Below are 22,227 nucleotides of genomic sequence, written 5' to 3'. Positions count from 1 at the left end.
CCACCACTCCCGCCGTCCCAACCGCTTGCCGGACCGCCGTCCTGACCGCCTGCCTGACCTCCGTCCTGATCTTGGCTTTGGCCGCGGGCGCACCCGCGGCCGCTGTGCCGGCCTCGCTTTTCCCTGCTGCGGTTGGCGTGTCGGCCTCGACTTTCCCTGCCGCGGTTGCCGTGTCGGCCTCGACTTTCCCCGCTGCCTCCGCCGTCGCCACTACCGCCTCCGGCCTCGCCGACCTGCCGGCCCTCCCGCCCGTGCTCAACTGTGCCGATGTGACCGGCCTGGACCTGGCCGGCGTCACCGACGCGCCGGTCACGATCCGCTCGGCCACCGTTGTCAGCACCGGCGCGCCCTACTGCGAGGTCCGAGGCACCATCGCCCCGGCGAACACGATCGTCATGCGCCTGCCGGTCAACGGCTGGACCCAGCGCTACCTACAGACCGGCTGCGGTGGCCTCTGCGGCAATGCGACCATCACCTACGGCCAGGCGGCGACCTGCCAGCCGATCGCGGACGGCACCGTGGCCAGCGCCACCACCGACATGGGCCACCAGGGGCAGAACGACGGCTCCTGGGCCGCCGGCAACCCGCAGGCGCAGATCGACTTCGCCTACCGGGGCGTGCACGTGACCGCCCAGGTGGCCAAGGCGGTCATCGCGGCCTTCTACGGTCGGCGGCCGGCGTACTCCTACTTCAACGGCTGCTCCGACGGTGGCCGCGAGGGCCTCATGGCGGCACAGCGCTACCCGAACGACTTCGACGGGATCGCCGCCGGCGCACCGGCGAACAACATGGCCGTCCAGAACACCTTCCACCACGCCTGGAACGTGCTGGCGAACAGGGACGCCGACGGCGCCGCCATCCTGCTCGCCGCCAAGCTGCCGCTCATCCACACGGCCGTGCTCGCCGCCTGCGACACCCTCGACGGCCTGCGGGACGGCCTGATCGACGACCCGCGGCTGTGCCGCTTCGACCCGGCGACCCTGCACTGCCGCACGGGCCAGGACGCCGCCACGTGCCTGTCGAAGGCGGAGGCCACCGTGGTCAAACGCCTGCACGACGGGGCGGTCGACGCCCGGGGCCGCCGGCTGGAGCCGGCCATCGCCCACGAATGGGGCTCGGAACTCGAATGGACGCTGTTCGTGCCGGCCGCCCAGGGCCAGACGGTGGCCAGCGAGAACTTCGCCCTGTCCTACCTGCGCTACCTGGCCCGGCCGAACGACCCACGGCCGGACTACCGGCTCACCGACCTGAAGTTCACCGTGGAGTCGTTCTGGCAGACCGTGCTGCCGTCCTCGACGTACCTGGCGGCCATGGATCCCGACCTGACCGCCTTCCAGCGCGGCGGCGGCAAACTGCTGCTCTGGCACGGCTGGAATGATCAGCACATCGCGCCGCAATCGACGCTGGCCTACTACGACGCCCTGCGCGAGACGACGGACGGTCGTTTCGCGCGGCTCTACCTCTTCCCGGGAGTCGCACACTGCGGCGGCGGCGCGGGCCCGAACACCTTCGACGTGCTCACCCCGGTGATGGCCTGGGTCGAGAGCGGCCGGCAGCCCGGGCGGATCACCGCCGCGAACGTCGTGGCCGGCAGCGTCACGCGGACCCGGCCGGTGTTCCCGTATCCCGCGGTGGCCCGCTACGACGGAACGGGCAGCGCCGACGACGCGGCCAACTTCGTCGCCGTGACGCCACGCAAGCCGGTCCGCAACGACAACAGGTGGATCGGGCAGAGCCTGTACTCGTCCGGATACCAGACATGGCCCCGGGCCGTGGCCGGAAAACTGGTCATCCCGCCGGCACCGCACCCGCGCTGACCGTCTGGTCCGCCGGGAGGATTGCGGAGACCTGCACAGGCGGGCCCTCGCCGAGCGGTTCTCCACCGTCGTGGGCGGTGCACTTTATCCGTGCGTGGGCTTGTGTCGTTGATGTGGTGGTGGGTGTTGGGTTGCTCGGTGGGCGTGGGCTTGTGTCGTCGACGTGACGCCGGGCGTCGAGATGCTCGTCAAGATGGTTCCGGAGACGCTGCTGGCGAGGTCGCTTCTGCTCGACCGAGGTCAGGCGGCCGGGCGGTGACCCGCCGTACCTGGGTCTCGGTTCTTCCGGCCGAGGGCTATGGCGCCGGGGTGGGGCAGGCGGTGACCGGGGTGATGTCGCGGACGTGGCCGGTCGGGATAGGTCAGAATCGACGATCCTGGTCGAACCACTCGGCGGCTCGCGTGTCGGGAGTGGACAGACGTCCGGCGAGTTCCCGGAAGGCGTTCCAGGCCTGTTCCCGCAAGATCGTGTCAATCAGCTCATGCTCGCTGTTGATCGTGTTGAGGTCGGCCACGAGGTCACGAAGCGCCTGTTCTCCGGCCGCCGAGCGGTCCGCCGCCTCCGGGGCGATCGCGCTGATCGCCTGCTGTGCCCGGGTGTATGCGGCGCAGGCCGCCCGGCCGAACGCCGTGGATTCCTCGACCCAGTCGCGGAAGGGGTTGTCCATGTGCTCCGCCAGCCAGCGCTCCGACTTCGCGCCGTCGACCGACAGCGTGACCGGGCCGTGTGTGAACCGCCGCCGCAGCGTGGTCGCGGTGGTCCGCCGGGTGCCGTGCAGCACCAGACTGCGAAGTCGCGGCAGCTCGGGCAGCGCATCGGGATCCAGGCCGTACGCGTCGTCCAGCTTCAGCGTGCGTAGTTGCCGCGGCAGATGAGCCAGATCGGTGATGATTCCCGGCGGGGCGTTGAAGGTCAGCGTCAGATCTCGCAGTTCCGACAGCGTCTCCAGCACCGCCGCGGAAACCTCACCGCCAACCCGAAGCCAAACCGTGGACACTCGTCGCAGCCCGGTTGGTATCACGACGTCACTGCCGTCCTGGAACAGGCGCAGATCCACGCGGCTGCCCTCGTCGGGAGCCTCTACCTGGAGGCCGGCCGGCGGATCGCGCAGCAGCACCGTCTCGATCGATCGAGGCAACCGAACGCTGCGAAGCTCGGCGCCTGCCAGCCGCACGGTCCGCAGCCGGGTGCGCCGCAGGTCGAGATCCCCGACGGCGTCGCTCCAGTACAGAAAGCGAATGCCGAGGCGCGCACCGACGGCGTCGGCGATGCCCCGATCCGGCCCCGACCACTCCACGGTAAGACAAGAGGGCAGCTTGTCCAGCTGCGTCCAATCAACCGGCCCGTCCGCCGGCGCGACACCCCCGCCCGGCCTCAGGTCGAGCACCCTTGTGCCAGTCGGCACCCGCCGCGGACCGGCGCCGAAGTCAACCTCAGTCCCGACCGCTGGCCGGCGTACGCCGCGCACCGACCGGAACCGCCAAGAGTCTGCTGGCACACGGCCATGCTAAGCGCGCCGGCTGCCGAGGCAGCAACGCCCACCGGATCCGCCAGGATCAGGCTGCTACGAAACGTAACGGAAAGCCGATGCGACCGACGCGCGGTCGTGCCGATGAGAATGGTCCGGTGGCAAGGGCGACGACGATTCAGGGTGGGATCTGCTGACAATGTCGTCGCGGATTTCGGCGAGGATTCAATACGTTCGAAGGAAACGCCACGATCGCCTTTCCGGGTGGCGTTCTGGTCGAGGCGTGTTTGGTGGTGGGGTTTTGCTGCGTATCGGGTCGTTGCCGGTCGGGCCAGGCCCGGTTTGGTGTTCGCCTGCCCGGTCCGGGACGGGCGGCCTGGCGGGCGGGTGCGGGGTTGGTGACTCCGGCCCGCTCCGCAGCCGACGCATAGGCGCTGCGGGATGCGTGCTCGCAGCGAGGACGGGCGTGGGTGCCGGGGTGGCAACCGTGACTTGATCGTGGCGAGCGCGGCTCGGGCGATGGCGAGCTGTTTGATCCGCAGCGGGACGCCACGACCTCCTCGGCCTGCCCGATCTCCTCGGCTGGCTTGGCCTGTTCGGTCTGCTCGGCTGGCTCGGTCTGCGCGGTCTGCGCGGTTTGCTCGGCCTGCTTGGCCCGCGTGGCCTGCTTGGCCCGCGTGGCCTGCTCGGCTGGCTCGGTCTGCTTGGCCCGCGTGGCCTGCTCGGCTGGCTCGGTCTGCTTGGCCTGCTTGGCCCGCGTGGCCTGCTCGGCTGGCTCGGCCTGCTCGATCGGTCCGGGGTGCTGGACTGGTCGGGCCTGCGTTCCCTGGGCGGTCTGTGGGTCGCGGCTCGGTGCCGGCTTGCGCACCGCACGAGAAGGCGACGCCGCACTCACGGGCAAGGGGTCTCCCGGGCCCGGGCGGACGGTTTCGAAGCTGGTGGGCTTGATCTGGAGATCTTCCGGCCAGCAGCCCGCCTGCTGCTCGCGGACGTGTCGCAGCCGCTCGGCGTGACGACGCTGTAGACCCCACGCGCGGCGCCGTTCATGATCGCGGCGAAACTCGTCACGGCTCGCTGAATAATTGCGTGCCTTCGTCCGGTCACGCAGGCCCGCGAGCTCGGCCCGGGAAAACAACTGGAGCTGCCCCATGCCACCAATTATTCCGCACGCCAGCCAAGATCACAGGCCCCTATCAATGACCGGCCATGCCAATTCCATGACCAGCGTCACACCCGCGAGAATTGGCGGCAAGGTGATCCAGAAAGGCGCACTTTCATGCTGCGATCCGCGTTGTCGCTATGCGTCAACGGTGACATGCTGTAGTCGCGGGGTGTCATGTCTATGGGGCAATTTGCGCTGTATGTGTCGGGTTCGGCGTAGGCCGTCAGAATCGCCCACTGGCACTTGGCTGTCCGTCTCCTGTGGTCGTGCCGATCAACTGCTCCGCTTGATCGACATGCCGCGTCACGGTCCACGAGAGTGCGCCGGAGCCCATCAGTCTGTCGCTTGGACAGAGGCGGGAATGGTCCCTCTGCTTCCCTATGCGCAGTGCCGGGATCATGCCGTCCAGGCGGGGTCGGCGCCGAACAGGTCTGCCAGCGCTGTCGAGCCCGTCGGCGTGACTCGCACGGCCCGGCCGGTGCCGACCCGGGTGACCCAGCCTCTGGCCAGCAGGTGCTCGCAGACCGCGGCGCCGCCGGCTCCGGCGAGGTGCTCGCGGCGCTCCGTCCAGTCGAGGCAGCCCCGGGCCAGTGGGCGCCGCGACGCTCGTACTGGTGCCAGGCCGTCCAGCCACCGCAGGCCGGCGGGGGTGAAGGCGAATCCGGTGGCGCGGCTGAGCCGGCCGGTGCGTTCGAGAGCGTCGGTGACCGCCACCCCGAGCCGCCCGGCCAGGTGGTCGTAGCAGGTTCGGCCGCGGGCCAGGGCCGCCGAGGCGGTGGCGGTGCGCAGGGTCCGGGCCGGCGCGGCGACCGGAGGCAGGTGGGCGGCGAGCTCCTCGATGAGCTGGGCCACTCGTGCGTCGGCCAGGCGCACGTACCGGTGCCGGCCCTGCCGTTGCTCGGTGAGCAGGCCCGCCGCGACCAGTTTGTGCAGGTGGCCGGTCGCGGTCGCCGGGGCCACGCCGGCGTGACCGGCCAGCTCGCCCGCGGTCCACGCCCGGCCGTCGAGCAGCGCCAGGCAGAACGTGGCACGGGTGTCGTCGGCCAGCAGGGCGGCGAGGCGGGCGAGCGCGGGACCGGTCATTCCGCCATTCTGCGACGCCCACGCTTCGGCCGGCGCCGAAGGGTTCCGGCCGTACGGTTCGCTGGTGACCGATTTTCGCGCCTTGCACGTTCCCGGTGATCCGCTGCTGCTGCCCAATGCCTGGGACGTGGCCTCCGCCGCCGCGCTGGCGGCGGCGGGCTTCCCCGCGATCGGTACGACCAGCCTCGGTGTGGCCGCCGCGCACGGGTTGCCCGACGGGCGCGGTGCCGGCCGGGACGAGACGCTCGCGCTGGTGCGCCGGCTCGGCCGGTTGCCGGTGCTGCTCACCGTGGATGTGGAGGGTGGCTTCGGCGGCGGTCCGGATGCCGTCGCTGACCTGGCCGCTTACCTGGCCGCGGCCGGTGCGGTGGGGATCAACATCGAGGACGGCCGGGCCGGTGGCCACCTCGCTCCGGCCGCCGAGCAGGCCGCGCTGATCACGGCGATCAAGAACCGGGTGCCGGACCTGTTCGTCAACGCCCGCACCGACACCCACTGGCTCGGATCGAGCCGGGTGGCTGGGTCGGGCGGGGTGGCTGGGTCGCGGGGAGTGGTCGGTCAGGGTGGGGTGGCTGGGTCGGGCGGGGTGGTCGGGCGGGGCCGGGTGGCAGGGTCGGGCCGGGTTGAGGAGGCTGGCCAGGTTGAGGAGGTCGGTTTGGTTGAGGAGGCTGTGCGCCGGGCGCTGGTTTACGTTGAAGCGGGTGCCGATGGGGTGTTCGTCCCGGGGCTGGCCGGCGACGACTCGATTCGTACGCTGACCGCTGCCTTGGGCGTACCGGTGAATGTCTTGCTGTTGCCCGGCATGGCCTTGCCGCGGCTGGCCGCGCTTGGCGTGGCCCGGGTCAGCACCGGTTCGATGCTCTTCCGGGCCGCGCTTGGCGCCGCCGTGGCCGTGGCGCGCTCAGTGGCTCGTGGTGAGCCTGGTCCCGGTGGGCTGCCCGGCTACGCCGAGATCGACGCCCTCGCAACGGGGAAGCAGGCGGGGAAGCAACCGGGGAAGCAGTAGCGCCACGCCGAGGGCGACGATCCACAGCATCCATGCGGTGCTGCCGACGAGGCCGGCTGCGTCCCAGATCGGGAAGCCGGGTATCGCGGTGGCCAGCACGTCGCCCTGGTTCAGCAGGTACAGCGCCGACGCGCCGAGCCCGGCCCAGCCTGTCCAGGCCGGCAGCAGCCGGGTGCGCAGCAGCACGATGCTGATCGCGACGGACCATCCGATCGCCAGGACCTGGCCGAGGTGCTCGCCGAGCAGCGCGCCGCCGAACTGGTGTTGCGCCGTCCATGCCGCCTCGGTCGCGGCCCGGACCGTCGCGTCGCCGGTGGCCCAGGTGTGCGCCAGCGGCGGCACGACGAAGACCCAGCGCAGGAAGCCGACGAGCGACAGCAGCACGGACGCGGCGCCGACGGTGGTCGCCGCCCGCAGCACGGCGTCGTCGCGGCGGCCCAGGGCCGCGGGGAGCAGGAGCAGCGGTGCGCCGAGCAGCGCGTAGGTCCAGGCGGTGGCGAACCACGTCCAGGTCAGGGCCGGGCCGCCCGCGTCGGCGGCGGCGAGCACGACGGCGGCGGGCTCCCGCAGGATGTCGGGCCAGTCGAAGCTGGCGGAGAGAACCGTGGCGGCGGTGGCGAAGGCGAGCGGAGCGCCCACCAGGAGCAGCCCGGTCGTGCGGTGAAGATCCATCACAAACCCATCCCTGTACGGTGTGCAGTATTAGCGGACGAGCTAATGCTGTACGGTGTGCAGAGACAATGTCAAGGGGGCGTGGTGACGGATACCGGCCGGCGCAGACCGGGGCCGCGGCGGGCGCTGACCGAGGAGGCGATCCTCGACGCTGCCCTGGGCCTGCTCGACATCGGCGGCGCCGAGGCTGCCTCGATCCGGCGCATCGCGGCGGCCGTCGGCGTGGCGCCGAACGCGGTCTACACCTACTTTCCGGACAAGAGTGCCGTCGTCCGCGCGCTGGTGGAGCGGCTGCTCGGCGAGATGGACCACGACGTGCTCGCCGACGCCAAGCGGCCCTGGCAGGAGCGGATCGAGGCGCTCGCCCTCGACCTGCGGGCCCGCCTGATCGCCCACCCGGGCGCGGTGTCCCTGCTGCTCGGCGGGCCGATGGACGGGCCGCACGCGCTGCGGCTGGGCGAGCGGCTGCTCGACGCCCTCGCCGACGGTGGCCTCGAACCCTCGGACGCCGCCCGCGCCTCCTACGCGGTGATCACCTATGTGCTCGGCGCGATCGCCCTGGAGGTCGCCGACGTGCCCCAGCCGGGCCCGCTGGCCCCGGAGGAAGACCGGATCGCGGCCCGCCGGGCGGCCTTCGCGGCCGTGCCCGCCGACCACTTCCCGCGCACCGCGGCCGTCGCCGACGTGCTGGCCGCATACGTCGGCACCGGGCAGTACGTGTGGGGGCTGCGGCGGCTGCTCGCCGGCTTCGCCAGGCCGGTCTGAGCTGCTCACCGGCTCGCCGCGGCGGCCTGGAGGCGGGGCGATCTGCAGGTGGGGCGTCCTGCAGGTGGGGCGGTCTAGACTGGACGGCATGGCGAGCTGGTATGAGTCGCGTATCGATCGCGAGATTCGTGAGGCCCAGGAGCGGGGCGAGTTCGACGGGCTCCCGGGCGCCGGCAAGCCGTTGAGCGATCACGGCCGGGAGTACGACGAGGACTGGTGGGTCAAGGACTGGTTGCGCCGCGAGGGTGCCACCGCCGGGGCGCTGCCGCCGACGCTGGCCCTGCGCCGCGAGGCCCAGGATCTGCGCGAGAGTATCGACCGCCGCACGTCGGAGGGTGACGTGCGGGCGTACGTGGCCGGGCTCAACGAGGAGCTCCGCAAGGCGCGGGCCGGGCTGCTCGACGGCCCGCCTGTGCTGCTGCCGCCGATCGACGCCGACAAGGCCGTCGAGGGCTGGCGGGAGCGCCGCGCCCGCAGAGCCTCCTGACGCGGGTGAGGGCTACCGCAGGCGTGGGATGACCGGCCGGACCGCCACCGGCGCGCCGGGTGTGCCACCCGCCCGCGAGGCGTACTGCGGGACGCCCACGCAGGTGAAGAGCAGGGTGGTCAGGTCGGCGCTCTCGCCGAGCAGGGCCGGGACCTCCGAGTCGAGGAAGGTCATGCCGGTCGCGCTCGCGCCGAGGGCGTACGCCGCCAGGTGCAGCCGTCCCTCGACCAGGCCGGCCTCGAGCTGGGCCCGGCGGTAGCCGCGGTCGTCCAGCCCGGACGGCTCGGTGGCGGCGATGACGACGTATCCCGCGTCGCCGGCCAGGGCCTGGTCCAGCGCGATGCGCAGCAGTTCGTCCCGCAGGTCGCCCGCGCGCAGCGGGGTGGACAGGTCGGGCCAGCGGTACAGCCCCGGCGTCACGCCGTCGACGCCGTGCACGGCCACCCAGTGCGGTATCCCTACCCCGCGCAGCGCCGCGGTCAACGGCCAGTCCAATGCCGTTCGCGGCAGGTGCCGGGAGCGGTCCATCCGGCGTTGCGAGCCGCGCCGGCGGATCACCTCGTCGAGCGGGGCCGACGGGGGATGATCCGGCAGCTCCGGCCCTCGCGGCCAGGGCTCGCCGAGCTCGTCGCGGTCGCCGGCACGCTGGGCCGCCGTGCACAACGGCAGCTCGACCTCGGGCAACTCGCCCGGGATCGCCGGGCCGCCGGATGCGATCGCCGGGCGGTCGTCGCCGAAGGTGAGCAGTGCGAGCGGATATTCGTGCATACCGTCCGCGCCGACCAGCGTACGGACCGCGGCGTCCGGGAACAGCGAGCGGAGCCGGGGCGCCAGGCCGGCGCTGTCCGCGGCAGCCGACAACTGGGCCAGCACCGTCCCCGCGTCCCAGTAGAGGTGGCGCCAGCCGCGTTCGGCGTACCGCCAGCCGGTGCGCCACGGCACGCCGGTCACGATCAGGGTGGTGGCCGCGCCGGTGGCCGCGGGGCCGATCGTGACGAGGGCGTGCTGCTCGGGGTCGTACCAGTGCACGCCGTCCGGGATGCCCGCGACGCCGCGCGTGCTCGCGTAGAGCTCCAGCGGGAACCTGGCGCCGGCCGAGCCGGACGCCCGGAACAGGATCCGCCGCCCGTCGCGCTCGGCCGTGCGCACCACGCCGGCGCCGAGGAAGAGCACGCGGCCGAGCTGCGCGGCGTCCAGCGGCAGCGCCGGGGCCGGCGCGCCGGCCAGGACGGACGTCGCGCTCGCGCCGGGATCACGCAGGTCGCGGGGCAGGACGATGCGCTCGGCCCCGGCCGGGTAGGCCTTGACCGGCGGCGGCAGGGTCCGCGGGTCGTTGGGCACCAGATCATGGCGCACCCGGGGATCGTCGACGGGCACGTCCCACTCGCGGCCCGGAACGTACGAGGTCAGCCGGTGCAGCAGCCCGGCCCCGCTGTCGATGTTCACGGGGCCATCCTGCCCGACCGGCGCCGCCTAAGCCTTCTCGGTGACCTTCAGGGGCTCGCCGGTGAGGGTGTCGCAGCGGACGAAGGCCAGGTTGATCTCGACGTCGGTGAACCAGAGCACCGGCAGCGTCAGCGGCGGCGGCGACTCGGGGGTGAACGTCACGGGGATGACGCCGAACAGCTTGCCCTTGAACTCGGGGGTGTAGAAGCGCACGTTGCCGTCGGTGGTCAGCTTGTTGCTCTTGATCAGCGTGGTGAGGCCGCCGGGCTCGGGAACGGTCAGCGTGAACGGCTCGTTCACCGCCTTGGTCATGCTGAACTTCAGCGCGGCCACCTTGCCCTTGGTGGTGTCGAGCTCGATCACGCCGTCGTAGGTGGAGTTGTACATCGTCAGCGACTTGGTCTCGAGGGTGCTGCCCTTCGCCGACACCACGGGGATGTCGTCCGGGCCGGCCTCCTTGAAGACGCGCGGGCCCAGGCAGGGCACGTCCGGCAGGCTCGGCGTCGGGGACGGTGACGCCGAGCCTGACGAGGCGCCCGGGGTGGGGGACGTGGACTCCCCGGGCTTGCCGGACGGGGCGTGCGTGGGGGCGGACGGGCCGGCGGAGGCGGTCGGCTCGGGGGTCGCCGGAGCCTCGGGTGCCGTGCTCGGGTCGGGGGTGGGCTCGGCCTCCTCCTCGCCGCCGATGCCCAGCAGGTCGCCGACGCCCTCGACGAACCCGTTCCAGCCGTCGACGATCGGGTTGCCGGTGCCGTCGGTGGCCGACGCGGTCGGCGCGGCCGAGGCAGGGGCAGCGGTGGAGGGCGAGGGCTTGGCCTTGGCCTTGGCCTTCGGGGTCTTCTTCGCAGCCGGGGACTGCCGGACCGCTTCCTTTTTCGCGGCGGCGGCCGGGCGCGACGGCAGGCCCTCGGGGCACTCGACGGCCGCGCGGGCCGGGGTCTGGCTGCCGGCGATCAGCACGGCGGCGGTCAGCACCAGCGGGACCAGGGTGATGACGAAGGTCTTGCGGGGGATGCCGCTGGAGGGTGGCCGCGGCGGGTGCTCCTCGCCGGGGTACGCCGGTTCGGTGGGAAACTGCTCCGGCTGGTGCGCCGGGCGGAGGGGTGCGGTCTCATCGCCGCCGGGGAAGCCGGGCACGATCATGGTCGCCGCCGGGTCGTGCCCGTACGGCTGCGGCCGCGGGTTCTCCTCGGGGGCGTCCTGGGTCGCGGGCTCCTCGTCGGACTCCACGGGCGCGGCCGCCTGCGGCTTGGTCGGGGTGGGCGCCCAGGCGAGCACCAGCGCACCGCCGACGATGCCGACCATCATGCCGATCCCGAAGCCGCCGAGGTTGAGCCCGACCAGCGAGTACACCGCGGTGAGCAGCCCGAGGACGCCGTAGAACAGGCGCTGCCCCGGGGTCACCACGCTCAGCAGCCCGGTGAGGATGAGCAGCAGCGGGAGCAGGTAGGACAGGAAGCCCTCCGGGCCCATGTGGACCTCGAGATCGCCGAGGGTCATGTTGGCGCTGAGGAACAGCTCCAGCCCGGCGATCAGGAGCAGCAGGCCGCCCCAGAAAGGCCTGCTTCGCCGCCAGCGGCGGAAACCGCCGTCCGGCGCGTTGGTCGTTGCCACGTACTCCTCCAGAGAAAGTCGTGCTGGGCCCCCGGCATGGCTGGGGCCCGCGGGCGGTGAGCTCCGCGGGCCCCGGTACTACCTCAGAAACACTCCGGCGGATTGCCGTCCCGGCCCGGGAAGTTGAGCTTCAGGGTGAGGCCGGTCAGCGTGAAGGTGCCGGCCGTGGTGGAGACCGCGGTCTGCTTCAGATCCGTGATCACGACGCGGCCGGCCTCCTGGCCGAACGCGCCGACGGCGCCCTGGGCGTCGGGGCCGCCCTGGCCGAGGGTCGACGCGTCCTGGCCGATGTTGATGTCGGTGAACTCCGCGTTGCCGTTGAGCTCGGACATGCCGATCAGCAGGTTCGTCGCCTTCGCCGGGGAGTCGGGGTCGCGGCCGGCCCGGATGGTCAGGCTGACCGGCGAACCGGGAGCCCGGACCGACTGGCAGAGGTTGTAGAGCTTCGCCGAGGCGATGCCCGACATGGCGACCGGGACGTCCGCGTCGCCCTCCTTGGCGGTTTGCAGCTGGCCGCCGTACTGCGCGAATCCGGTGCCGTCGAGCTTGTCGGCCGAGATCTTGAACGGCTGGCCGGAGATGGCGAACGAGGCGGCGAACGCGCCGTTGGCCAGGCCGAAGACCAAGGCGCCGGCGGCTGCGGCGGGCACCGTCACCGCCACGACGAAACGGCGCCAGTTGGTGCGACCGTAGGCCGGATCGCCTTGCGAATCCTGCACGGATCCTCCTTGTAGGAACAGGAACAGCTGCGCTCAGGTCGGCCGTTGGCATAAAGACCCGTCGATGCGGCCGTCGGTAACGTGCGGGAAATGTTGCCTCTGTCGGGGGATGAGGACAAGAGTCCGGGCTACTGACCAGTAACCATCCAGTTTCCTGTTTGATTACCGAGGGTGATCTCGGGTTGGGCCAGAGTCCGCGAGATCGGTCGCAAATGGACACATCGGTCGATGGATGGGCCTGTGACGGTCACCACATGTATACGTCTCCGTTTAGTTACGGATCGGTAACAACTTTCAGGAAGCTCTCAGGTCTGTGCACCCGGCGTGCGGGGATCATCGGTTCAAGTCATGGCAATACCTGCCGAAGGGGGTCATGAGGGTGCGTCCCGCGCGGAGGGGAACGGGTAGTGGGTCCAGACGAGCAGCAGCGCTTGGCGGCTCTGCACGAGTACCGCGTGCTCGACGCGCCTGCCGGTGGCGAACTCGAGGCCGTCGTCCGGGTCGCCGCGATGGTCGCCGGGGTGCCCACCGCGACGCTGAACCTCATCGACGAGCACCGCCAGTGCCAGCTCACCACCGCGGGCTTCACCGGCGGCGACTCCGCGCGGGCCGACTCGATGTGCGCCGTACGGTTGCCGGCCGCCGAGTTCGTCCACGTCCGGGACGCCAGCGCCGACCCCACCTACCGGGACAACCCCTGGGTCACCGGCGTGCGCGGCGACGTGCGGTTCTACGCCTCCGCGCCGCTGGTCACCCTGGACGGGCACGCGCTGGGCACGCTGTGCGTCTTCGACTCGGTGCCCGGTGAGCTGACCGGCGAGCAGACCGCCCGCCTCAAGGATCTGGCCGAGGTCATCCTCGCGCTGTTCGAGCGCCGCCGGCAGGCCCGGATCAACGCCGAACTGGCCGCCGAGGCCGAGGCCCGCAAGCAGTTCACCGACGCCGTGCTGGAGACCATCGAGGTCGCCGTCGTCGCCGCGGACCCCTCCGGGCATCTCGCCCTGTTCAACCGCGCCGCCCGCGACTGGCACAGCCTCGACGCCGATCCCTCGGTGGAGCCGAGCGACTTCGCCGACCGCTACCGGCTCTTCCGCACCGACGGGGTCACCCCGCTGCCGGGCGCGGAGATCCCGCTGCTGCGCGCGCTGCACGGGGACACGGTCCGCGGCGCCGAGCTGATCATCCAGGACGCCGACCGGCGGTCGCGGCACGTCATCGCCGAGGGCCGGGCCCTCACCGCCGTCGACGGCACCCCGCTCGGCGCCGTCGTGGCGATGGCCGACGTCACCGCCGACCGTGCGCGGCAGCGCGCCCTGGAGGCGGCCCACGCCGAGCTGCTGCGCTCCAACGGCGAGCTTGAGCAGTTCGCCGCGGTGGTCAGCCACGACCTGGCCTCGCCCCTGGGGGTCGTCTACGGCTACCTGGAGCTGCTCGGCGACCACTACACCACGGAGCTCGACGAGCGCGGCCACAAGTGGATCACCTCGGCGATGCGGGCCGTGCGCCGGATGCAGGCGCTGATCGAGTCGCTGCTGATGTACGCCCGCGCGGGCAGCGGCCCGTGCCGGCGCGAGGACGCCGACCTCGGCGAGATCGTCGACCAGGCCCTGATGGATCTGCGCGACCGGCTCCGCGAGAGCGGCGCGACGGTCCGCGTCACCACGCCGCCGGCCACCCTCGTCTGCGACCCCACCCTGCTGCGCCAGTTGCTGCAGAACCTGATCGGCAACGCCGTGAAATACCGCGATCCGGACCGGGACTGCCGCGTCGAGGTGGGCGCCCGGCGAGTGGAAGGGGAGTGGGTCGTCGCCGTCAGCGACAACGGCGTCGGCATTCCGGCCGATCACCGCCGCCGGGTGTTCGAGATGTTCGCCCGGGTCGAGCCGGGCGGCCACGTCGGGCACGGCGTCGGGCTCTCGACCTGCGAGCGGATCGTCACCCGGCACGGCGGCCGGATCTGGGCCGACACCGCGCCCGGCGGCGGTACCACGATCTCCTTCACCCTGCCGGGCGCCTGAGGTGGCCTCGGTCAGGGCCCGGGTCGACGCGGGCGTCATCGCGGTCCTGCTGCTGTTCGTCGCTGTCGTCGTGATCCAGTTCCTGGTCACCGACAGCCTGCAGAGCCGGCACGAGCGGCGGGTCGCCCGGGTGCAGGCGGCCCGGGACGCCAACAGCGCCGTCCTGCAACACATGACCGACGCGGAGACCGGCGTGCGCGGCTTCCAGCTCACCGGGGACCGGAGCTTTCTCCAGCCGTACGACCAGGGGCGCGTGGGCGTGTTCGCCTCGCTGGACGCGGCCGGCGCCCGCACCACCAAGGTGACCACGCTCCGGCTGCTCGGCGTGGAGCGTACCGCCGCGTCCCAGTGGCTGTACGCCTTCGCGTACCCGGTGGTCGACGCCGGCGCCGCCGAACGCGGCCGCTCGCTGTCCGGCCGGGGCAAGGAGCTGTTCGACGCGGTCCGGGCCGCGAACGCGGCCGTCGACCGGGCCCTGCTGGCCGACCAGCGCCGGGTCGTCGCGGCGAACCGGCGCGCGGCGCGGCTGGCCCAGATCCTCTTCGCGCTGCTGGCGATCTCCGTGCTGGCCGTGACGCTGCTGCTCGCCTCGGTCGCGCGCCGGCTGCTGCTGGCCCCGCTGGAGCACATCCGGGTGACCCTGCAGCGGCTGGCCGCCGGGGAGCTGTCCGTGCGGGCGGTGCCGGCCGGGCCGGGGGAGATGCGCGCCGTCATCGGCACCCTCAACCACCTGGCCGCCGAGACGGAGCGGCTGCTCGCCGAGGACGAGGCCCGGGTGGCCCGTACCGAACTGCGCCAGGCGGTCGCGGTCGCGCTGCGCGAGAACGCCGATCCGGTCGGGACCGCCCGCAGGATCGCCGAGCTCATCGGCCGGGCGCTCGGCGCCGACGCGGTGCACAGCAAGATCTCCATCGGCGCCGCCGACGGCGTCGACGTGTGCTGGCCCGCGGGCGCGCCGTCGCTGTCGTCGCGGACCGTGCGGGACGTGCTGGCCGGGGCGGCCGGCGCGGTACGGGTCGTGCCGCACGTCCAGGGCGGCGTGGCCGTGCCGCTGGGCGGCGACGCGGACTGCCCGCCCGGGCTCATCTACGTCGTACGCCACGACCGGCCGGACTGGACGGCGGACGAGCGGCGCCTGCTCGCCACCGTGGCCCGCGAGATCGACCACGACGTCCGCCAGCAGCGCCTGCACCACCGCCAGTCCCGGCTGATCACCGAGCTGCGGGTGCTCGACGAGCGCAAGGACGCCTTCGTCGCCACCGTGACGCACGAGCTGCGCACGCCGCTGACCAGCATCCTGGGCTACACCGAGATGCTCGCCGACGGCGACGGCGGCAACCTGTCGCCGCTGCAGCAGCGCGGTGTGACCGCGATCCTGCGCAACGCGCACCGGCTGAACGACACGGTCGCCGACCTGCTGCTGCTCGACCGGGCGAACAACACCGTCGGCGAGTCGGTGGCCCGGGTGAACCTCGCCGAGGTGGCCGCCACGGTGCGGGCCGAGTTCGAGCCGCGGGCGCGCGGCCGCGAGCTCACCCTGACCGGCGAGGCGGACGAGGTCTGGGTCGACGGTGATGTCCGGCAGCTCGAGCGGGTGCTGCGCAACCTGCTGGACAACGCGATGAAGTTCACCGGTCCCGGCGGTGCGATCGGCTACCGGCTGCGGGCGGTGGGCACCGCGGCGGTGCTGACCGTGACCGACACCGGGATCGGCATCCCGGAGGCGGACCTGGCCGGCCTGTTCACCCCGTTCCACCGCGCGGTGAACGCGATGGACCGGGCGGTGCAGGGCTCCGGGCTGGGCCTGGCGATCGTCCGCAACATCGTGGCCGAGCACGGCGGCACGGTGCTGGCGGAGTCCCAGCTGGGCCGGGGCAGCACCTTCACCGTGACGCTGCCGGCCGTGGAGGCGGAGCAGCCGGCCTGACCCGGTGCCCATCCGCAACCGGCCCGCACCCGTGCCGGGCACCGTTCCGCACCCCGGAGTGCCCAGGATGAGTTCACCCCCGACCAAGGAGATGTCCCGATGCGTCTGCGTCGTACTGCTGTCGCCGCCCTGCTGGCCGCCGGGATCCTCGTTCCGGCCGCCGGCACGGCCACCGTCGCCTTCGCCCAGCCCGGCTCCAGGCCGGCCGCCGTGCAGAAGGCCAAGCCGAAGCCGGTCAAGACCAAGAAGGCCGTCCGGACGCCGTTCGCCGCGATCGGCAAGGTCACCGCCGTCGACGCCGCCGCCGGGACCGTGACGCTGCTGGCGACGGGTGGCACGCGGGACGTGCGCAGGAAGACCGTGACCGTGACCGTGCCGGCGGCCGTTCGCGTGGTGATCAACGGCAAGCGGGTGACGCTGGCGGCGGTCGCCGTGGGCGCGAGGATCACCGTCACCGGCAGGTACAGCGCCGGGACCTACACGGCGGCCAGGGTCCAGGTCACGCAGCGGAAGAAGCCCGTGGTCACCCCCAGCCCCACCCCGACCGTGGACCCCACGCCCACCGAGGAACCCACCGTCGACCCCACCCCGACCGAGGAGCCGACGGAGGAACCCACCGAGGAACCGACCGCGGACCCCACGCCCACCGAGGACCCCACGCCGAGCGCCAGCCCCAGCCCGGGCGACGAGCCCAGCGAGGACCCGGCGGAGGAAATCCTCGACGACTTGTCCGACTAAGGCCGTGAAACGCCCCGTTCCGCACCACGGAGCGGGGCGTTTCCGCTGAGCGTCGATACTCCCCGTGAGACCGTCGAAGGACGGCGGATCACCGTCGGGGAGGGAACCATTGCCGTGCCTTACGTGACGTCGCATTCCGGCGACACGCCCGGCGACTTCGGGCGTGACCTGCTCAGCAACCTCTACTACCAGCGGGGTACGACGCTGGAGTCGGCCAGTTCCCAGGACGCGTACCACTCGCTGGCGCTCACCGTGCGGGACCGGCTGGTCGACCGCTACATCCGGACGGCGGCCGCCCACTACCGGGCCAACCCGCGATTCATCTACTACCTGTCGGCCGAGTACATGCTCGGCAAGCAGCTCGACCAGAACCTGCTCTACTCCGGCACCGAGGAGTGCGCCCGCCGCGCCCTGGACGGCCTCGGGCTGTCGCTGCCCGACCTGGTCGCCCTCGACATCGAGCCCGGCCTGGGCAACGGCGGCCTGGGCCGGCTCGCGGCCTGCCTGCTGGACGCCATGGCGACCCAGGACATCCCGGCGGTCGGCTACGGCATCCGCTACGACTTCGGCATCTTCAAACAGGCGTTCCAGGACGGCGGCCAGGTCGAGCGCCCCGACGACTGGGCCTTCTACGGCAACCCGTGGGAGTTCCACGCCTCCGACGACCAGCAGACGGTCGGCTTCTACGGTCACGTCGAGCCGCTGGAGGGCGTGCGCAAGAGCTGGGTGCCCGGCGAGATCGTGCTGGGCGAGCCCAGCCACATGCTGGTGCCGGGGCACGGGACCAGCACGGTCAACATCATCCGGCTGTGGCGAGCCCGGGCCAGCCGGGAGTCCTTCGACCTGTCCCGCTTCGGCGCCGGCCAGTACGGCGAGGCGGTCGAGGAGATCGTCCGCTCGGAGAACATCAGCAAGGTCCTCTACCCGGACGACAGCACCGAGCTCGGCCGCGAGCTGCGCCTCAAGCAGCAGCACTTCCTGGTCACCTGCGCGTTGCGCGACATCGTGCGGCGCTTCCGGCTGCGCAACAGCGACTGGGACGCCTTCGCCGGCAAGGTGGTCATCCAGCTCAACGACACGCACCCGGTGATGGCGATCGCCGAGCTGATGCGGATGCTGGTCGACGAGGAGGGCCTGGAGTGGGACCGGGCCTGGGCGATCACCCGGCGCACCTTCGCCTACACCTGCCACACGCTGCTGCCCGAGGCCCTGGAGACCTGGCCGGTGGCGCTGGTGCGGCGGCTGCTGCCGCGGCACATGGAGATCATCTTCCTGATCAACCACCTGTTCCTGCGGGAGGTCGCCGCCCGCTATCCCGGCGACGACGCCAAGCTGCGCGAGCTGTCGATCATCCAGGAGGGCGCCGAGCAGCGGGTCCGGATGGCGCACCTGGCCGTCGTGGGCAGCTCGGCGGTCAACGGCGTCGCGGAACTGCACTCGCGGCTGCTGGCCGCCACGACCCTGCACGGCTTCGCCGAGCTGTGGCCCGGGCGCTTCCACAACGTCACCAACGGCATCTCGCCGCGCCGCTTCATGCGGCTGGCCAACCCGCGGCTGTCCGGCCTGATCACCGAGCGGCTCGGCGACGCCGGCTGGCTGACCGACCTGGACCGGTTGTCGCAGCTCGAGTCCGCCGCGGACGACCCCGGCTTCCGCGAGCGGTGGCGGGCGGTGAAGCGGCTCAACCGCGAGGACCTGGCCGCGGAGGTCCTGGCGGTGACGGGCGTGGTGCTCGATCCGGACGCGCTCTGCGACGTGATGATCAAGCGCTTCCACGAGTACAAGCGCCAGTTGCTGCGGGTGCTGCACGTGGTCGCCCTGTACCACCGCATCCGGCGCGGTGAGGTCGCGGACGTGGTGCCCCGCTCGATCGTGTTCGGCGGCAAGGCGGCGCCCGGCTACTACGCGGCCAAGCGGATCATGCGGCTGGCGAACTCGGTCGCCGACCTGGTCAACGAGGACCCGGCCGTCTCGCCGTACCTGAGAATGGTCTTCCTGCCGGACTACAACGTCTCCCGGGCTCAGGTGATCATCCCGGCCGCGGACCTGTCCGAGCAGATCTCGCTGGCCGGCAAGGAGGCCTCCGGGACCAGCAACATGAAGCTGGCCCTCAACGGCGCCCTCACCATCGGCACCCTGGACGGCGCGAACGTGGAGATCCGCGACCGGGTCGGCGCGGAGCACTTCTTCCTCTTCGGCCTGGACATCACCGGGGTGACCGCCCTGGAGAAGCGGGGTTACGTGCCGCGGATGTACTACGACCGGGACACCGAGCTGCGGGAGGTCCTCGACACGGTGGCCGGCTACGACAAGGAGATCGTCGACGACCTGCTGGACCGCGACGAGTACCTGACCCTGGCCGACTACCGCGGGTACGTGGACTGCCAGGACGAGGTGGCCCGGGCCTGGCGCGACCAGGAGTCCTGGACCCGCTCGTCGATCCTGAACACCGCGCGCAGCGGCTTCTTCTCGGCCGACCGCACCGTGCGGGACTACTGCCGCGACATCTGGCACGTCACCCCGGTGCGCGCCGACAGCTGACCCGGCGGCCGCGACGACAGCGGGCCCGTGACCGCGAGTGCGGTCACGGGCCCGCCGCCGGGCCGGGTCAGCCCTTGACGCTGCCCGCGAGCAGGCCGCGGACGAAGTAGCGCTGGAGCACCAGGAAGATGGTGACCGGCACCAGGATCGACACGAAGGCGCCCGCGGAGAGCAGGTGCCAGGCCGTGCCTCGGGTGCCGCTGAGGTTTGCCAGTGCCACGGTGATCGGGGCGACGGCATCGCCGCCGCCGGCGAAGGTGAGGGCGACCAGCAGGTCGTTCCACACCCAGAGGAACTGGAAGATGCCGAACGCCGCCAGGGCCGGCCGCAGCAGCGGCAGGAGGACCCGGAAGAAGATCGACACGTGGCCCGCGCCGTCCACCCGGGCCGCCTCCAGCAGGGTGGCCGGGATCTCCCGCATGAAGTTGTGCAGCAGGTAGATCGCCAGCGGCAGGCCGAAGATGGAGTGCGAGATCCAGATGGTCCAGAACGTGTTCGCCAGGCCCGCGTCCACATAGAGCGTGAGCAGCGGGATCAGGGTCACCTGCAGCGGCACGATCTGCAGGGCGAAGATCGCCAGGAACAGGATGTTGCGGCCGGGGAACTTGATCCAGGCGAACGCGTACGCCGCCAGGCAGGCCAGGCTCATCGGGATGAGCACCGAGGGGATGGTGATCACCAGCGAGTTCACGAAGAACGAGCCGAGGCCGGCGCCGTCCTCCGAGTCCAGCACGGCCCGGTAGTTGTCCAGGGTGACGGTCGGGTCGGAGAAGAACGTCCACCAGCCCGTCGTCTTGATCGCCCGCTCGGGGCGGAACGACGACACCAGCAATCCGAACGTCGGCAGCGTCCAGAGCACCGCGATGATCAGCGCCGCGAGCGAGGCCCAGGGCGAGGTCAGCTTCTTCTTGGCGACCGAGGCCGCGGTCACCTTGTCGGCTACCAGCGGGGGCGGTGCCTCCTCCAGCGGGGCGGTGGTGGTCATAGCGCCTCCGAACTGCGGATCTGCCGGATGTTGTAGGCGACGATTGGGATGACCAGCAGGAACAGCAGCACCGCGAGCGCGGAGCCGAGGCCCTGGTTGTCACTGCGGAAGCTCTGGCTGTAGAACTCGTTCGCGATGACGCTGGTGTTGAACTGGCCGCCGGTCATCGTGCGCACGATGTCGAAGACCTTGAGGGTGCCGATGCCGATGGTGGTCAGCACGACCACCACCGCCGGGCGGATGGCCGGCAGGGTGACGAAGCGGAACATGCCCCACGGGCCCACGCCGTCGAGGCGGGCGGCCTCGATGATGTCGTCCGGGATGGCCTTGATCGCCGCCGAGAGCACGGTCATCGCGAAGCCGGCCTGGATCCAGATCATCACCACGATTAACAGGAACGTGTTGAGCGGCGAGTCCACCAGCCACTGCTGCGGCGTGCCACCCACCCAGACCAGCACCTGGTTGAGCAGGCCGATCTGCTTCACGTTGGCCTGGTCGGGCCGGTACGCGTAGACGAAACCCCAGATGATCGACGCGCCCACGAACGAGATCGCCATGGGCAGGAAGATCAGCGACTTGGCGAACGACTCCATCTTGGCCTTGTCCACCAGGATGGCGTAGAGCAGGCCGACCGCGGTGGCCACGAACGGCGTCACCACGACCCAGAAGACGGTGTTGCGCAGCACCGTGAGCTGGTCGGCGTCGGTGAAGATCGTCGCGTAGTTGTCGATGCCGATGAAGGCGCTGCCGGCCGCGTCGAAGAACGACTGGTAGATCGTCCGGAAACCGGGGTAGACGAGCCCGACGAGCAGCAGGATCAGCGTCGGGGCGAGATAGGAATAAGCGACGATGCGGTCACCGCGGCGGCCGCCGAAGCGGCCCGCGATGAACAGGATGATGCCCACGACCGCGGCGAAGAGAAGGATCGCAGCGAACATCTGCGTGAACTTCTCGGCGGTGGTGTCGGCGGTGTCGAACACGCGACCCGTACCTCCTCGGGAGAGCGGTGGGGCCGGCCGCCAAGTGGCGACCGGCCCCGGGGTGAAGATTCAGATCACTTGGGCCAAGCCTTTTCGATGTTGTCCACCGTCGTCTTGGTGTCCTGTCCGGTGATCCAGCTCGTCGTCTGCTTCCAGTAGGCGTTGGAGCCCACGGCCGCCGGCATCTGGTCCGAGCCGTCGAAGCGGAACGACGCCTTCGGGTCGAGCAGGATCGTGGCGGCCAGCTTGTCGACCGGGTTGCTCAGGTTGTTCGGGTCCAGCTGCTTGTTGGCGCTGACCCAGCCCTGCGAGCCCTTGGCCTTGATGTTCGCCCAGGTGTCGGTCGACAGGTACGTCTGGAAGGCCTTGACCTCCGGACGGTCCGCGAACGCCACGTTGAACTCGCCGCCACCGAGCACCGGCTTGGTCGCCGCGTCCTTGCCCGGCAGGTAGAAGGCGAAGACGTCGCCGTCCTCGGCGACCTTCGTCTCCTTCGGGAAGTTGGCCGCGTAGAAGCTGGCCTGGCGGTGCAGCGAGCAGGTGCCCTCGAGGATCGGCAGGCCGCCGTCCTGGAAGGTGGTCGTGGCGATGCTCTTGACGTCGCCCAGGCCGCCGTTCACGTACGCCGGGTTCTTCAGGTAGGCGCCCACCGCGTCCAGCGCCGCCGTCGACTCGGGGCCGTTGAACGGGATCTCGTGGTTGACCCACTTGTCGTACGTCTCCGGGCCGTAGAGCCGGAGCATCATGTCTTCCTGCCAGTCGGTGAGCGGCCAGCCGGTCGCCTCACCGCTGCCGATG

General features: G+C 71.6%; 17 protein-coding genes and 1 pseudogene. 8 read left to right on the top strand and 10 right to left on the bottom strand.

Features of this window, described 5'->3' with window-relative positions:
- Positions 1 to 170 precede the first annotated feature (170 nt).
- A complete protein-coding gene (locus DMB66_RS00355) occupies positions 171 to 1,817 on the top strand; it encodes a tannase/feruloyl esterase family alpha/beta hydrolase (RefSeq protein WP_233624185.1) in 1,647 nt (548 codons plus the stop codon).
- A 362-nt stretch (positions 1,818 to 2,179) separates the two neighbouring features.
- Here the strand turns inward: DMB66_RS00355 and DMB66_RS00350 are convergent, their stop codons facing one another.
- The 3 genes from DMB66_RS00350 to DMB66_RS00340 form a co-directional block, all read right to left on the bottom strand.
- Positions 2,180 to 3,115, bottom strand: coding sequence for a hypothetical protein (locus tag DMB66_RS00350; RefSeq protein WP_125801952.1), 936 nt, complete (start codon positions 3,113 to 3,115; stop codon positions 2,180 to 2,182).
- Between the two features lie 349 nt (positions 3,116 to 3,464).
- On the bottom strand, positions 3,465 to 4,436 hold the full coding sequence (locus tag DMB66_RS00345) for a hypothetical protein (protein ID WP_125801951.1): 972 nt from the start codon (positions 4,434 to 4,436) through the stop codon (positions 3,465 to 3,467).
- 408 nt (positions 4,437 to 4,844) lie between these two features.
- Positions 4,845 to 5,531, bottom strand: coding sequence for a helix-turn-helix transcriptional regulator (locus DMB66_RS00340; protein WP_125801950.1), 687 nt, complete (start codon positions 5,529 to 5,531; stop codon positions 4,845 to 4,847).
- Between DMB66_RS00340 and DMB66_RS00335 the strand changes: the two genes are divergently transcribed.
- The gene (locus DMB66_RS00335) at positions 5,482 to 6,537 is read left to right on the top strand and encodes an isocitrate lyase/phosphoenolpyruvate mutase family protein (RefSeq protein WP_233624184.1); all 1,056 of its coding nucleotides are present in this window, start codon (positions 5,482 to 5,484) and stop codon (positions 6,535 to 6,537) included. The two genes, DMB66_RS00340 and DMB66_RS00335, sit on opposite strands and share 50 nt — an antisense overlap.
- On the opposite strand, the gene DMB66_RS00330 is transcribed toward DMB66_RS00335, so the two are convergent.
- Entirely contained in the window at positions 6,433 to 7,209 is a 777-nt protein-coding gene (locus DMB66_RS00330) for a DUF4386 domain-containing protein (RefSeq protein WP_125801949.1), read from the bottom strand. The genes DMB66_RS00335 and DMB66_RS00330 overlap by 105 nt on opposite strands.
- 84 nt (positions 7,210 to 7,293) lie before the next feature.
- Between DMB66_RS00330 and DMB66_RS00325 the strand changes: the two genes are divergently transcribed.
- Positions 7,294 to 7,974: a TetR/AcrR family transcriptional regulator C-terminal domain-containing protein gene (locus DMB66_RS00325; protein WP_125801948.1), complete on the top strand. Its 681-nt coding sequence runs from the start codon at positions 7,294 to 7,296 to the stop codon at positions 7,972 to 7,974.
- An 88-nt stretch (positions 7,975 to 8,062) separates the two neighbouring features.
- Positions 8,063 to 8,461, top strand: a complete 399-nt coding sequence (locus DMB66_RS00320; RefSeq protein WP_125801947.1) for a DUF1992 domain-containing protein — start codon at positions 8,063 to 8,065, stop codon at positions 8,459 to 8,461.
- Positions 8,462 to 8,473: 12 nt separating this feature from the next.
- Here the strand turns inward: DMB66_RS00320 and DMB66_RS00315 are convergent, their stop codons facing one another.
- The 3 genes from DMB66_RS00315 to DMB66_RS00305 all read right to left on the bottom strand — a co-directional run bounded on the left by DMB66_RS00315 (position 8,474) and on the right by DMB66_RS00305 (position 12,240).
- On the bottom strand, positions 8,474 to 9,907 hold the full coding sequence (locus DMB66_RS00315) for a nitroreductase family protein (RefSeq protein WP_233624183.1): 1,434 nt from the start codon (positions 9,905 to 9,907) through the stop codon (positions 8,474 to 8,476).
- Positions 9,908 to 9,934: 27 nt separating this feature from the next.
- The gene (locus DMB66_RS00310; protein ID WP_125801946.1) at positions 9,935 to 11,521 is read right to left on the bottom strand and encodes a DUF6114 domain-containing protein; all 1,587 of its coding nucleotides are present in this window, start codon (positions 11,519 to 11,521) and stop codon (positions 9,935 to 9,937) included.
- Between the two features lie 83 nt (positions 11,522 to 11,604).
- A complete protein-coding gene (locus DMB66_RS00305) occupies positions 11,605 to 12,240 on the bottom strand; it encodes a DUF6230 family protein (RefSeq protein ID WP_125801945.1) in 636 nt (211 codons plus the stop codon).
- A 407-nt stretch (positions 12,241 to 12,647) separates the two neighbouring features.
- On the opposite strand from DMB66_RS00305, the gene DMB66_RS00300 reads away from it, so the two are divergent.
- From DMB66_RS00300 to DMB66_RS00285, 4 genes are all read left to right on the top strand, one after another.
- Positions 12,648 to 14,258 (top strand): ATP-binding protein, encoded by a 1,611-nt coding sequence (locus DMB66_RS00300; RefSeq protein WP_125801944.1) that lies wholly within the window; start codon positions 12,648 to 12,650, stop codon positions 14,256 to 14,258.
- A 1-nt stretch (position 14,259) separates the two neighbouring features.
- Entirely contained in the window at positions 14,260 to 16,185 is a 1,926-nt protein-coding gene (locus DMB66_RS00295; RefSeq protein ID WP_125801943.1) for an ATP-binding protein, read from the top strand.
- A gap of 99 nt (positions 16,186 to 16,284) precedes the next feature.
- A complete protein-coding gene (locus DMB66_RS62340; RefSeq protein WP_199751595.1) occupies positions 16,285 to 16,923 on the top strand; it encodes a hypothetical protein in 639 nt (212 codons plus the stop codon).
- Positions 16,924 to 17,046: 123 nt separating this feature from the next.
- The gene (locus DMB66_RS00285) at positions 17,047 to 19,464 is read left to right on the top strand and encodes a glycogen/starch/alpha-glucan phosphorylase (RefSeq protein WP_233624182.1); all 2,418 of its coding nucleotides are present in this window, start codon (positions 17,047 to 17,049) and stop codon (positions 19,462 to 19,464) included.
- A 67-nt stretch (positions 19,465 to 19,531) separates the two neighbouring features.
- Here DMB66_RS00285 and DMB66_RS00280 read toward each other — a convergent pair whose 3' ends face one another.
- The 3 genes and pseudogenes from DMB66_RS00280 to DMB66_RS00270 all read right to left on the bottom strand — a co-directional run.
- Positions 19,532 to 20,449: a carbohydrate ABC transporter permease gene (locus DMB66_RS00280; RefSeq protein WP_125801941.1), complete on the bottom strand. Its 918-nt coding sequence runs from the start codon at positions 20,447 to 20,449 to the stop codon at positions 19,532 to 19,534.
- Positions 20,446 to 21,387 carry a carbohydrate ABC transporter permease gene (locus DMB66_RS00275; protein WP_199751630.1) on the bottom strand — a complete coding sequence of 314 codons (942 nt, stop codon included), beginning with the start codon at positions 21,385 to 21,387 and terminating at the stop codon, positions 20,446 to 20,448. The genes DMB66_RS00280 and DMB66_RS00275 overlap by 4 nt, the downstream gene beginning before the upstream one ends.
- Before the next feature lie 116 nt (positions 21,388 to 21,503).
- Positions 21,504 to 22,227: pseudogene (locus DMB66_RS00270) on the bottom strand (carbohydrate ABC transporter substrate-binding protein); the annotation flags it as partial.

The sequence above is a fragment of the Actinoplanes sp. ATCC 53533 genome, from assembly GCF_003947245.1.
The sequence above is the reverse complement of the archived record's forward strand: the minus strand, read 5'-3'. Positions and strand labels throughout refer to the sequence as shown.

Bases quoted from the DNA above. Each gene is read 5' to 3' on its own strand.
- DMB66_RS00345 (WP_125801951.1), bottom strand. From the start codon at position 4,436: ATGGGGCAGCTCCAGTTGTTTTCCCGGGCCGAGCTCGCGGGCCTGCGT.
- DMB66_RS00340 (WP_125801950.1), bottom strand. From the start codon at position 5,531: ATGACCGGTCCCGCGCTCGCCCGCCTCGCCGCCCTGCTGGCCGACGAC.
- DMB66_RS00330 (WP_125801949.1), bottom strand. From the start codon at position 7,209: ATGGATCTTCACCGCACGACCGGGCTGCTCCTGGTGGGCGCTCCGCTC.
- DMB66_RS00320 (WP_125801947.1), top strand. From the start codon at position 8,063: ATGGCGAGCTGGTATGAGTCGCGTATCGATCGCGAGATTCGTGAGGCC.
- DMB66_RS62340 (WP_199751595.1), top strand. From the start codon at position 16,285: ATGCGTCTGCGTCGTACTGCTGTCGCCGCCCTGCTGGCCGCCGGGATC.
- DMB66_RS00280 (WP_125801941.1), bottom strand. From the start codon at position 20,449: ATGACCACCACCGCCCCGCTGGAGGAGGCACCGCCCCCGCTGGTAGCC.
- DMB66_RS00275 (WP_199751630.1), bottom strand. From the start codon at position 21,387: ATGTTCGCTGCGATCCTTCTCTTCGCCGCGGTCGTGGGCATCATCCTG.